Origin of the sequence: Oerskovia sp. NPDC060338 (genome assembly GCF_042726295.1) — a bacterium.
GTDB lineage: Bacteria > Actinomycetota > Actinomycetes > Actinomycetales > Cellulomonadaceae > Oerskovia > Oerskovia merdavium.
Map to the genome: position 1 here is coordinate 121,770 of NZ_JBHXCQ010000010.1, position 12,223 is coordinate 133,992.

Here is a 12,223-nt window from a genome sequence, read left to right on the forward strand (position 1 = left end):
TCGCCTAGACTCGTGGGGTGACTTCCCCGACTGGTAAGCGTGTCCTCCTCGCCGCCCCCCGCGGCTACTGCGCGGGGGTCGACCGCGCCGTGATCGCGGTCGAGAAGGCGCTCGAGCACTACGGCGCCCCCGTGTACGTCCGCAAGGAGATCGTCCACAACAAGTACGTCGTCGAGTCCTTGAGCGACAAGGGCGCGGTGTTCGTCGACGAGACCGACGAGGTGCCCGAGGGCGCGCGCGTCGTGTTCTCGGCCCACGGCGTCTCGCCCGCGGTCCACGAGGCCGCTGCGCAGCGCAACCTCCAGACGATCGACGCGACGTGCCCCCTGGTCACCAAGGTGCACAAGGAGGCCGTGCGCTTCGCGGCGGACGACTACGACATCCTGCTGATCGGGCACGAGGGTCACGAGGAGGTCGAGGGCACGGCTGGTGAGGCTCCGGACCACGTCCAGATCGTCAACTCGCCCGACGACGCCGCGAACGTGACGGTCCGCGACCCGGACAAGGTCGTGTGGATCTCGCAGACGACGCTGTCGGTCGACGAGACCATGGAGACCGTCGACCGCCTCCGTGAGCGGTTCCCGACGCTCCAGAACCCGCCGTCGGACGACATCTGCTACGCGACGCAGAACCGTCAGGTCGCCGTCAAGAAGCTCGCCCCCGAGTGCGAGCTCGTGATCGTGGTCGGTTCGGCCAACTCGTCGAACTCGGTGCGTCTCGTCGAGGTCGCCCTGAACGCCGGCGCGGACGCCTCGTACCGCATCGACCGGGCGCAGGAGATGGACGAGGCGTGGCTCGAGGGCGTCACGACGGTCGGCGTGACCTCGGGGGCCTCGGTCCCGGAGATCCTCGTCAACGACGTGCTCGCGTACCTGGCCGAGCGTGGCTACGGCGAGGTGCAGGAGGTGCGCACCGCGACCGAGGACCTCATGTTCTCGCTCCCCAAGGAGTTGCGCGCGGACCTCAAGGCCGCGGGCAACGCCCCGGCCCGCCCGCGCCGCGAGAACCGGACGTCGCTGTCGGTCGAGCCCGTCTGACCCGTCCGCGTCAGTCTGCATCGAGCAGCCGCACGAAGGCCCGCCCCCCTGCTGGGGGCGGGCCTTCGTCGTCCGGCCCGACGACGGCGCTCACCTCGCGGCGAGACCCCCGACCGTGCTGTGCGTCAGGACGCGTCGGCCCCGCGGTCGCGCTCGTGCCGTCCGGGGCCGTTGATGGTCCCGAGCATGCCCGCGTCGAGCACACCGTCACTGCCGTCGCCGCGTGAGCCGGGGGCCGCACCCGCACCCGAGGCGCTCCCGATCTCGTCGAGCGCGACGACCGACTCGTTGACCGAGGCGAGGAGCTCGGGTGCGCTCACGGCGCTGAGCTGCGGGTTCGCCGGGGCGGGGGTCTCGAGGTCCTCGTCGACGACGTTGAGGTCGGCGAAGCGGCGGGCGCTCACGAGGACGCGGGTCTCGAGCGAGGCGACGGTCTTGTTGTACGACTCGGCGGCGCCCTGGATGGACCTCCCCAGCTTGGCCAGGTGGCTGCCCATGACGGCGAGGCGCCCGTGCAGCTCCTTGCCGAGCGTCAGCACCTGCTGGGCGTTGGCCGCGAGGGCGTCCTGGCGCCACGCGTACGCGACGGTCCGCAGCAGCGCGATCATGGTCATGGGGGCCGCGATGATGACGTTCTTGGCGACCGCGTACTCGAGGATCGAGGGGTCCTGCTCGACCGCGGCCGACAGGAACGACTCGGCGGGCACGAACATGACCACGAACTCGGGCGCGGGGCTGAACTGGTCCCAGTACCTCTTGCCCGCCAGGTCGTCGATGTGCTTGCGGAAGTGGCGCGCGTGCGCGGCCAGGCGTTCGGCGCGCACCCGGGGGTCGGCGGTCTGCTGGGCGTCGAGGTAGCCGAGGAACGCGACCTTGGCGTCCACGACGACGTTCTTCCCGCCCGCGAGCCTGATCACCATGTCAGGGCGCAGCGCGCCGTCGTCGGTGCTGACCTGGTCCTGCTCCATGAAGTCGACGTGGGGGATCATGCCCGCGGCCTCGACCACGCGGCGCAGCTGGAGCTCGCCCCAGGCTCCGCGCACCTGCGAGGATCGCAGGGCCGTGACGAGCTGGGCCGTCTCCGAGCGCAGGGCTTCCGAGTCGAGGCGCATGCTGCGCACCTGCTCGGTGAGCGTGCCGTGCGCCTCCCGGCGGGCCTGCTCGGCGGCCGTGACCTCGGCCTTGACCTGGTCGAGGGCCTTGCTCAGCGGCTCGACGAGCTGCTGGACCGCCTGCTCGCGCTTGGCCAGCTCGGACTCGCCGACCTGCTGGCTGCGCTTGAAGCGCTCCTCGGCCTGGGTGAGGAACTGCTCGCTGCTGGTCGCGAGGGCCTTGCGGGCCAGGACCTCGAACTGCGCCTCGAGGCGCGCCTGGTCGCCGCGGATCTCGCCGAGCCTCTTCTCGGAGCCCGCGCGCAGCTCCTCGATGGCTCGCTCGTGGTTGGCGCGCTCGATGTCGAACCGTTCGTCCGCTGCGCGCTCGACGCCCGCGAGGTGACGTCCGAACCCCTCGCGCTCGGTGCGGAGCTGTCGCTCGAACCCCTCGCGCTCGGCCGCGAGGCGCTCGGCGAGCCCCGCGCCGCGCGCGGCCTCCTGCTGCGCCTGGGACAGCAGGCCCGTGAGCCTGCCGATCTCCTCGCGCCCCGAGTCCGGCGCGGACCGCCGCGCGAACCACCCCAGGAGGGCACCCACGAGGAGCCCGACGACGAGCATCAACCACGGCAAGGCGTTGTCCATGCCCGCACTCTGCCAGGTGCCACCGACAGGACGGGTGAGCGACGCCGTCGGGCGTGCGGGCGAACCTCCCACCTCGAAAGACGTGACATTTCACAGGGGGAGCAGCGGCCCTGCTCCGCTACGTTTGTCCGTATGGCCCACGACCCTGAGCCCCGCGACCAGTTCCCACCCACGACCCCCGGCGCACCCGAGGCGCCGACCGCACCGGCAGAGACCGCCCCCGTGCTCGCCCCCGCAGCGCCCCCGGCCCCGTCGACGCAGGGGCCCGCGGCCCCCGCGCTCTCGGTGCGCGGTCTGTGGAAGAAGTTCGGCGAGAAGATCGCCGTGGCCGGGATCGACCTCGACGTCCCGGCCGGATCCTTCTACGGGCTCGTCGGCCCCAACGGCGCGGGCAAGACGACCGCGCTGTCCATGGCCACTGGCCTGCTGCGACCCGACTTCGGCACGGTCCACGTGCACGGCCTGGACCTGTGGGCCAACCCGCTCGAGGGCAAGCGCATGCTCGGCATCCTGCCCGACGGCGTGCGCCTGTTCGACCGCCTCACGGGCGCCCAGCTGATCACGTACGCGGGCCTGCTGCGCGGCATGGACCGGCAGACGGTCGCCGAGCGCACCGCGGACCTGCTCGAGGCCCTGGGCCTGGCGGCCGACGCGAACACGTTCGTCGTCGACTACTCGGCGGGCATGACCAAGAAGATCGCGCTCGCCTCGGCCCTCATCCACGCGCCGAGCCTGCTCGTGCTCGACGAGCCGTTCGAGGCCGTCGACCCGGTCTCCGCGGCCAACATCCGCGAGATCCTCAACGGGTACGTCGCGAGCGGCGGCACCGTGATCGTGTCCTCGCACGTCATGGACCTGGTCCAGCGCATGTGCGACCACGTCGCGGTCATCGCGGGCGGGCACGTGCTCGCGGCGGGCACCGTGGACGAGGTGCGCGCGGGCCAGAGCCTCGAGGACCGCTTCGTCGACCTCGTCGGCGGCCGTCACACCACGGAGGGGCTGTCGTGGTTGCGCACCTCGTAAGGCTCAAGCTCACGCTCATGCGCAACACGCTCAAGAAGAGCGTGTGGCAGACCATCGGGCTGGCCCTCGGCATCCTCTACGGGCTCGGCATCGCGACCATGGCGCTGATCGGGCTCGCGGTCCTGGGCACCACGGCCCCGGAGACCGCGGGCCAGATCGTGACGATCGTCGGCTCGGTCGTGGTCATCGCGTGGTGGGTCGTGCCGCTGTTCGCGTTCGGCGTGGACGCCACGCTCGACCCGCAGCGCTTCGTGACGTTCGCGGTGCCCCAGCGCCAGCTCCTGGCGGGCCTCGCAGTCGCAGGGCTCGTCGGGATCCCGGGTGTCGTGACGCTCCTGGTCTCGCTCGGCACCACGCTCGCGTGGTGGCGCTCTCCCGTCGCGGCCCTCGCCGCGGTCGTGGGCGGGCTGCTCGCGGTCGCGATGTGCGTCGTGGGGTCGCGCGCGACCACGACGGCGCTCGCGCCGCTGCTCGACTCGCGCCGCTACCGCGAGGTCCTGTCGATCGCGGCGTTCGTGCCGCTCATGCTCGCCGGCCCGATCATCGGCTGGGCGACCGCGGCGATCGCCCGCGGCCAGGACGTCCTGCCGGTCATCGCGGACGTCCTGGGCTGGACGCCTTTCGGAGCACCGTGGGCCGTCGCGTCCGCGGTCGCGGACGGCGCCTGGGGACTCGCGCTCGCCCGGCTCGCGATCGCCGTGGTCGTGGTCGCGCTGGCGTGGGTCGTGTGGGACCGCGCGCTCGCCAAGGCGCTCGTCGCCCCGCGCGGCGGCGCGAGCGCGGGCAAGTCCAAGGGCCTGGGCTGGTTCGACCGCTTCCCGGCGACCCCGGTCGGGGCCGTCGCGGCGCGCTGCCTGACGTACTGGTTCCGCGACCCGCGCTACTCGGGGTCCATCGCGGTCGTCCCGCTGCTCCCGGTCCTGCTGTGGTTCGTCGGGTCGAGCATGGGGATCGACGGCGGCGACGGGTTCCGCGAGCTCATGCTCGTGCTCGGGCCGCTCACGGCGTTCACGTTCGGGTTCGCGATCTCGGCGGACATCGCCTACGACCACACCGCCTTCTGGACGCAGCTCTCGTCCGGGGTCACGGGCTTCGCGGACCGCGCGGGCCGTGTGCTCGCGGCCGCGGTGCTGGGGGTCCCGGTCGTGACGATCTTCGCGGTCGTCTCGGTCGCGTTCACGGGGCGCTGGGACCTGCTGGTCGCCACGGTCGGGCTGAGCCTGGGCGTGCTCGCGACGGGGCTCGGGGTCTCGAGCGTGGTTTCGGCGCGGCTCCTCTACCCGGTGCCCAAGCCGGGGGACAGCCCCTTCAAGTCGCCCCAGGGGGCCGCGATGGCGACCATGTTCGCGCAGATGATCACGATGCTCGTGCTCCTCGCGCTGTCCCTGCCCGCGGCGGCCCTGGCGCTCACGAACGTCCTGACGGGCGACGCGGTGTGGGGCTGGCTCGCGCTGGTCGTGGGCATCGGTCTCGGCGGGCTCTTCCTGGTGCTGGGCATGCGCTGGGGCGGGCGTCTGGTGGACCAGCGGGGACCGGAGCTGCTCCAGCAGGTCATGAGCTACAAGTAGCAGGCCCGACGCCGCCTCTCGCCCGGGTGCGCACGTGCAGTCCTGCACGGGCCCACCCGGGTGGGCGGCGCCGTCGGGCTGCGGGCCACCGAGCGCGCGAGCGGGCCGGGGCGCGGCTCCCGTAGACTCAGGCCCCGTGGCTCTTACAATCGGCATCGTCGGCCTGCCCAACGTCGGCAAGTCCACCCTCTTCAACGCCCTGACGCGCAACCAGGTCCTCGCCGCGAACTACCCGTTCGCGACGATCGAGCCGAACGTCGGCGTGGTGTCCCTCCCGGACCCCCGGCTGAACAAGCTCGCGGAGATCTTCGGCAGCGAGCGCATCCTGCCCGCGACGGTCTCGTTCGTGGACATCGCGGGCATCGTCAAGGGCGCGAGCGAGGGCGAGGGCCTCGGCAACAAGTTCCTCGCGAACATCCGCGAGGCGGACGCGATCTGCCAGGTGACCCGCGCGTTCGACGACCCCGACGTGATCCGCGTCGAGGGGTCCACGGACTCCGCGGACGACATCGAGACCATCAGCACCGAGCTGATCCTCGCGGACCTCCAGACCCTCGAGAAGGCGCTGCCGCGCCTCGAGAAGGAAGTCAAGATCAAGAAGGGCGACCCCGTCCTCGTCGCGGCCGCGCAGAAGGCCCAGTCGCTGCTCGAGCAGGGCATCACGCTCTTCCAGGGCGCTGCTGCCGCGGGCCTGGACCTGGCCGAGATCGCGAGCCTGCAGCTCATGACGGCCAAGCCGTTCATCTACGTCTTCAACACCGACGACGCGGGGCTCGTGGACGAGGCCCGCAAGGACGAGCTGCGCGCGCTCGTCGCGCCGGCCCAGGCGATCTTCCTGGACGCCAAGTTCGAGTCCGAGCTCGCCGAGCTGGAGCCCGAGGAAGCGGCCGAGATGCTCGCCGAGACGGGCCAGGAGGAGTCGGGGCTCGACCAGCTCGCTCGCGTCGGCTTCGACACGCTCGGCCTGCAGACGTACCTGACCGCCGGGCCCAAGGAGTCGCGCGCCTGGACCATCCGCAAGGGCTGGACCGCGCCGCAGGCTGCGGGCGTCATCCACACCGACTTCGAGCGCGGCTTCATCAAGGCCGAGGTCATCTCGTTCGACGACCTCGTCGAGACCGGCTCGGTCGCGGCTGCTCGTGCGGCGGGCAAGGCCCGCATCGAGGGCAAGGACTACGTCATGGTCGACGGCGACGTCGTGGAGTTCCGCTTCAACGTGTAGTCGCGCGGGCGCCCGACCCGGGTCGGGCGCCATCTCGACGAAGACGAGCTGCCGTCAGCGCGCTCGTCCCGTCGATCGGGTGGGACTGGAGCCGGCTCGTCCCGCATGATCCGACGTGCCGCACCTTGACGGGAACGAGGACCGGCTCGAGGCCGGTTCCCCGACACACGACGACCTGGAGGTTCGATGTCTGATCAGCTGCCCCCGTGCCCCTCGTGCGCGAGCGACTTCACGTACGAGTCCGGTGCGCTGCTGGTGTGCCCGATGTGCGGCCACGAGTGGTCGCCCGGAAGCTTCGACGGCACCGACCACGCTGGGCCGTCGGACGCACGTGTCGTGAAGGATGCCGTCGGCAATCCGCTGGAGGACGGCGACGACGTCACGATCGTCAAGGACCTCAAGGTCAAGGGCGCGGGCGGTGGGGTCGTCAAGGTCGGCACCAAGGTGCGTGGCATCCGACTGATCTCCGACGGCGTGGGTGACCACGACATCGACGCGAAGGTGCCGGGCTTCGGGCAGATGCAGCTGAAGTCGAGCGTGGTGAAGAAGGCCGTCTGATCCGGGCAGCCGACCGTGGTTCGCGTCCCGGTCTGTTCAGCAACGGGACGTGACCGACGCCTCCGAGAGACCGGTCACACTCACGGTTCGTGGGACAACGAAAGCCGTATCGTGAGACGAGGCAGGTCTCCGTTCCTTGTGTCCGGGTTGTTACGTACCGGTTTCTCCCGGTATCAAGACGGAAACAGGACCGTACCGGCCAGTATCAACTCGGTAACGATCGGTTGCCCGAATGGTGCAACCGGGTGAAGTCGCCCATCTTGGTCGGTACCGTTGCCCCAAACCATGGTGGGCTTCCCTGACGATGCCGCCGAGGGACGCCCCGCGGGTCACCCCGCGCGTTCCTTCGGGGCAAGGGAGTCGCCATCCCCTTGAGGAGGAACATTGAACATCAGGCGCACAAGTGCCGTTACCGCGGCCGTGGCCTCGGTCGCGTTGGTGCTGACCGCATGCGGTGGCACGGCCAACGAGGCGGAAACTGACGACGCAGGCATCAACCAGGAGTCCGCGGTCACCGTGGCCTGGGAAGCCCCGCTCAACGAGCTCAACCTCAGCTCGACGAACGGCAACGCGACGCAGAACGCCGTGATCGGCTACATGCTGAACTCGGGCTTCAACTACTACGACGAGAACCTCAACCTGGTCGAGGACACCTCGTTCGGTACGTACGAGAAGGTCTCCGACGACCCGCTGACGGTCAAGTACACGGTTGCCGACGACACCAAGTGGTCCGACGGCACGGCGTTCGACGCGACGGACATCCTGCTCCAGTGGGCCGGCACCTCCGCCAAGTTCAACAACGTCCAGCCCGAGACCGACGAGGAGGGCAACGTCACGAACCAGGCCGCCCTGGACGCCGGTGTCTACTTCGACGGCACGACCCCCGGCGCCTCGCTCATCAGCGCGGTCCCGGAGATCAGCGAAGACGGCAAGTCGATCACCTTCGTGTACGACAAGCCGTTCGGTGACTGGGCCCTGAACTTCACCAACCAGTTCGTCCCGGCGCACGTCGTCGCCCAGAAGACGCTCGACATCGCGGACCCGCAGGAGGCCAAGGACGCTCTGCGTGACGCCATCCTGAACGCCGACGTCGCCAAGCTGTCGCCCATCGCGACCTTCTGGAACTCCGGCTTCGAGATGACCAAGATGCCCGAGGACAAGTCCCTCGTGCTCTCGAACGGTGCCTACCTCCTCGACGCGTACGAGGAGAACCAGTACCTGACGCTCAAGGCGAACCCCGACTTCAAGGGCAAGAACAAGGCCTCGGTCGAGACCATCACGGTTCGTTACATCGACGACCCGATGGCCCAGGTCCAGGCGCTGCAGAACGGTGAGGTCGACCTCATCGGCCCGCAGGCCTCGGCAGACGTGCGCAGCGCCCTCGAGGCCCTGCCCGCGATCGAGACCAACAACAGCGTCGAGGGCACGTTCGAGCACGTCGACCTGGTCTTCGAGAACGGTGGCCCCTTCAGCCCCGCGACCTACGGCGGCGACGCGGAGAAGGCCAAGAAGGTCCGCCAGGCGTTCCTCCTCTCCATCCCGCGCCAGACGATCGTCGACAACCTGATCGTCCCGCTGAACCCTGACGCCGAGGTCCGCAACTCGCAGATCCTCATCCCGGGCTCGCCCAACTACGACAAGATGGTCGCCGAGAACGGCTCGGACTTCTACCCGGCCGCGGGTGACGTCGAGAAGGCCAAGGCGCTGCTCGCCGAGGCCGGCGTGACCACCCCCGTCAAGGTCCGCTTCGCGTACAACAACGAGAACGCGCGCCGCGTGAACCAGGTCGCGCTCATCACCGACACCGCCTCGCAGGCCGGCTTCGAGATCGTCGACACCGGCCGTCCGGCCGCTACGTGGGGCACGCTCCTCGGCACCGGCCAGCAGGAGTACGACGCATCGCTCTTCGGGTGGCAGTCGACCTCGACCGCCGTCACCGAGTCGGACGCCAACTTCCGCTACTCGCCCGAGCGTGGTCTGAACAACTACGGCTTCTACTCGAACGCGGCCGTCGACGCTGCGCTCGACCAGCTCCAGGTCTCGACCGACCCCGACGAGCAGTTCGCTCTGCAGCTCGAGGTCGAGAAGAACCTGTGGGCCGACGCCTTCGGCACCACGATCTTCCAGTTCCCCGCGATCCAGGGCTGGAACGAGAACCTGAAGGGCGTCGACGCGATCACCATCAGCCCGACGATCTTCTACGGCTTCTGGAACTGGGAGCTCGGCGCGTAGCGTCGAGCCCATCCGTTCCTGAGCACGGGGCCAAGCCCCCGGTCGGCACCAGGCCCACGCCTGGTGCCGGCCCGTGCTCGGCGCGTCGCACGACGAGGGCACCGGTCGATTCGATCACCGGTGTCCTCGTCGTGGGTTGTGCGGCAGGAGTCCACCATGACCCTCACCTCGCGCCGGCTGAACGTCTCCTCGCGCTACCCGCGCGTAGACTTGCCCGGCCCTAACCTGGGTCCCTAGTTTCAGCGAGGTATGCCCTCCAATGTTCTCTTTCATCTCGCGGCGTCTGCTGGCAGGGTTGGGAACCCTGCTCGTGTCGACGTTCGCCATGTACCTGCTCGTGAGCAAGTCGATCAGGCCCTTCGAAGACCTCGAGTCGCTGACGGACGGCGCGGTCAAGGCGCAGAGGATCGCCGAGCGCACCGAGATCCTCGATCTCAACACGCACCCGGTGATCCGCTACTTCAAGTGGCTCGGTGACTTCGTGACCGGCGACTTCGGCGTCGGCTGGCGTTCTGGTCAGCCCGTCTCGAGCCTGCTCCAGGGGGCCGTCGCCTCCACGATCCAGCTCGTCGCCGCAGCGACCGTCATCGCGATCATCCTCGGCGTGATGATCGGCATCGTGAGCGCGCTGCGCCAGTACAGCTCGTTCGACTACATCACGATCTTCCTGTCCTTCGTGCTCTACTCGCTCCCGGCCTTCTGGGTCGCCGTGCTGCTCAAGCAGTGGGGTGCTATCGGCTTCAACGACTTCCTCAAGGATCCGTCGCTGAGCCCGCTCGTGATAGCGGTCGCCGGTGCCCTGGCAGGGACGGCCTGGATGCTCGCCTTCGGCGGGACGGCCCGCAAGCGGCTCATCACGTTCGGCAGCGCCTTCCTGGTCACCGTCGGCGCGCTCTACTACCTCCAGCTCTCCAACTGGTGGCTCCAGCCGAACCTCGGCCCCGTCATCATCCTCATCACCGGTACGGCGCTCGCCTTCGCCATCACCGCGCTCACGGCCGGCCTGCAGAACCGCCGCGCCCTGGGCGCCGCACTGTCGACCGTGGCGCTGGGGCTCGCGCTCTACTACCCGCTGAGGTCCGTGCTCCGTGCGGTCGACAGCTGGGCCCTCGTCGGTGGCCTCGCGATCCTGACGGTCGCCGTCGGCATCGCCATCGGCTACCTCTGGGGAGGACCGGACCGAGGAATCTCCGCGCGCAGCGCTGCGATCACGGCGTTCCTCGTGGCGTCCATGATCTTCGTGGACAAGGTCATGTCGATCTGGCCCGCCTACCTCAAGGCTCCGGCGATCAACGGCCGGCCGCTCGCGACCATCGGCGACGCCACCCCGAACCTCGGAGGCAACTTCTGGGTCGGGACCCTGGACAGCTTCACGCACCTTCTCCTGCCGACGATCGCGCTGGTCCTCATCCAGTTCGCCGGCTACACCCGCTACTCGCGGTCGAGCATGCTCGAGGTGATGAGCCAGGACTACATCCGCACCGCGCGGGCCAAGGGCCTGCCGGAGCGGACGGTCATCATGCGCCACGGGTTCCGCAACACGCTGATCCCGCTCGCGACGATCGTCCCGATCGACGTCATCACGCTCCTCGGTGGCGCGATCATCACCGAGAAGGTCTTCGCCCGTCCGGGCATGGGCACCCTGTTCATCGACTCCTTGCAGGGTGCTGAGGTCGATCCAGTGATGGCGTACCTCGTCATCGTGGCGGCCCTCGCCATCATCGCCAACATCGTGGCTGATCTGATCTACGCAGCCCTCGACCCGCGGATCCGGGTGAACGCATGAGCAACGCCATTTCTCCTCAAGATTCCACGTTCGACCCGAACGTCGAGAACCAGATCGAGCTCAAGGAGGTCGAGGGGCTCTCGCAGAACCAGATCGTCCGCCGGCGGTTCCTCCGGCACAAGGGCGCGGTCATCTCGGTCGTCGTCCTCGCGCTGATCACGATCCTCGCGGTCACCTCGGTCGGCTTCGGTTCGTGGACCGGCTGGTGGAACTTCGTCCCGTCCGGCCAGGGAGCGACCAACCCTCTGGTCAACGGTGGTGCTCCGAGCTCGGTGCACCCCTTCGGTCAGGACGAGGCCGGTCGTGACATCTTCGCCCGCGTCATGCGCGGTACGCAGACGTCGCTCATCATCATGTTCTCGGTCGGCCTCATCGCGACCGTCATGGGCATCGTCGTCGGGGCGCTCTCGGGCTTCTTCCGAGGCGCGACGGACTCGCTCCTGATGCGTTTCACGGACCTCATCATCACGATGCCCGTGATCGTCCTGGGCGCCGTCCTGGGTCTGATGTCGGGTGGCAACAACGCCGCGGTGTTCGGTGCCTTCCTCGGGCTGATCCTCTGGCCGCCGCTGGCCCGTCTGGTGCGTGGCGAGTTCCTCTCGCTGCGTGAGCGCGAGTTCGTCGACGCAGCACGCGTCGCGGGCGCGAGCAACACGCGCATCATCTTCAAGCACATGCTGCCCAACGCGGTCGGCGTCATCATCGTCAACACGACGCTGCTGCTGAGCTCGGCGATCCTGCTGGAGACGTCGCTCAGCTACCTCGGGGTCGGCATCAAGTCGCCGTCCATCTCGCTGGGTCTGCTGATCAACGACTACCAGCAGGCGTTCGCCTCACGCCCCTGGCTGTTCTGGTGGCCGGGTGCCTTCATCGTGTCGATCGCGCTGTGCGTGAACTTCATCGGTGACGGTCTGCGCGACGCGTTCGACCCGCGTCAGAAGCGGATCCCCTCGTTGCGCAAGATGGCGCGTGCGCGCCGCATCGAGCGTCCGCTGCCCTCGACGCGCCCGACCGACGGCACGGGTGCCGCTGCGGAACCGAGCACCCCGTGACCTGCGCGC

At 69.3% G+C, this 12,223-nt stretch carries 9 protein-coding genes; 8 read left to right on the plus strand and 1 reads right to left on the minus strand.

All coding sequences use genetic code 11. The annotated features are described in order from the left end of the window. Positions 1 to 17 precede the first annotated feature (17 nt). Positions 18 to 1,037 (plus strand): 4-hydroxy-3-methylbut-2-enyl diphosphate reductase, encoded by a 1,020-nt coding sequence (locus ACFWGN_RS13580; protein WP_377617473.1) that lies wholly within the window; start codon positions 18 to 20, stop codon positions 1,035 to 1,037. A gap of 125 nt (positions 1,038 to 1,162) precedes the next feature. On the opposite strand, the gene rmuC is transcribed toward ACFWGN_RS13580, so the two are convergent. Beyond that, complete coding sequence (rmuC, locus tag ACFWGN_RS13585) at positions 1,163 to 2,773, minus strand: DNA recombination protein RmuC (RefSeq protein WP_377617475.1); 1,611 nt, start codon at positions 2,771 to 2,773, stop codon at positions 1,163 to 1,165. A gap of 132 nt (positions 2,774 to 2,905) precedes the next feature. On the opposite strand from rmuC, the gene ACFWGN_RS13590 reads away from it, so the two are divergent. The 7 genes from ACFWGN_RS13590 to ACFWGN_RS13620 all read left to right on the plus strand — a co-directional run bounded on the left by ACFWGN_RS13590 (position 2,906) and on the right by ACFWGN_RS13620 (position 12,214). Continuing rightward, positions 2,906 to 3,796 carry an ABC transporter ATP-binding protein gene (locus tag ACFWGN_RS13590; protein WP_377617476.1) on the plus strand — a complete coding sequence of 297 codons (891 nt, stop codon included), beginning with the start codon at positions 2,906 to 2,908 and terminating at the stop codon, positions 3,794 to 3,796. Continuing rightward, positions 3,778 to 5,364 carry a hypothetical protein gene (locus ACFWGN_RS13595; protein ID WP_377617477.1) on the plus strand — a complete coding sequence of 529 codons (1,587 nt, stop codon included), beginning with the start codon at positions 3,778 to 3,780 and terminating at the stop codon, positions 5,362 to 5,364. The genes ACFWGN_RS13590 and ACFWGN_RS13595 overlap by 19 nt, the downstream gene beginning before the upstream one ends. 136 nt (positions 5,365 to 5,500) lie before the next feature. Then, positions 5,501 to 6,586: a redox-regulated ATPase YchF gene (gene ychF / locus ACFWGN_RS13600; RefSeq protein ID WP_030152107.1), complete on the plus strand. Its 1,086-nt coding sequence runs from the start codon at positions 5,501 to 5,503 to the stop codon at positions 6,584 to 6,586. A gap of 186 nt (positions 6,587 to 6,772) precedes the next feature. Then, positions 6,773 to 7,144: a zinc ribbon domain-containing protein YjdM gene (locus ACFWGN_RS13605; protein WP_377617478.1), complete on the plus strand. Its 372-nt coding sequence runs from the start codon at positions 6,773 to 6,775 to the stop codon at positions 7,142 to 7,144. A gap of 384 nt (positions 7,145 to 7,528) precedes the next feature. After that, a complete protein-coding gene (locus ACFWGN_RS13610; RefSeq protein ID WP_377617480.1) occupies positions 7,529 to 9,376 on the plus strand; it encodes an ABC transporter family substrate-binding protein in 1,848 nt (615 codons plus the stop codon). A gap of 259 nt (positions 9,377 to 9,635) precedes the next feature. After that, positions 9,636 to 11,162, plus strand: coding sequence for an ABC transporter permease (locus ACFWGN_RS13615; RefSeq protein WP_377617481.1), 1,527 nt, complete (start codon positions 9,636 to 9,638; stop codon positions 11,160 to 11,162). Further along, the gene (locus ACFWGN_RS13620; RefSeq protein WP_377617483.1) at positions 11,159 to 12,214 is read left to right on the plus strand and encodes an ABC transporter permease; all 1,056 of its coding nucleotides are present in this window, start codon (positions 11,159 to 11,161) and stop codon (positions 12,212 to 12,214) included. Before ACFWGN_RS13615 ends, ACFWGN_RS13620 begins: the two co-directional genes overlap by 4 nt. The last annotated feature ends 9 nt before the right edge of the window (positions 12,215 to 12,223 follow it).

What these genes read in the sequence shown, in the direction of transcription:
- rmuC (WP_377617475.1), bottom strand. Translation starts at nt 2,773, where the DNA reads ATGGACAACGCCTTGCCGTGGTTGATGCTCGTCGTCGGGCTCCTCGTG.
- ACFWGN_RS13590 (WP_377617476.1), top strand. Translation starts at nt 2,906, where the DNA reads ATGGCCCACGACCCTGAGCCCCGCGACCAGTTCCCACCCACGACCCCC.
- ACFWGN_RS13605 (WP_377617478.1), top strand. Translation starts at nt 6,773, where the DNA reads ATGTCTGATCAGCTGCCCCCGTGCCCCTCGTGCGCGAGCGACTTCACG.
- ACFWGN_RS13615 (WP_377617481.1), top strand. Translation starts at nt 9,636, where the DNA reads ATGTTCTCTTTCATCTCGCGGCGTCTGCTGGCAGGGTTGGGAACCCTG.
- ACFWGN_RS13620 (WP_377617483.1), top strand. Translation starts at nt 11,159, where the DNA reads ATGAGCAACGCCATTTCTCCTCAAGATTCCACGTTCGACCCGAACGTC.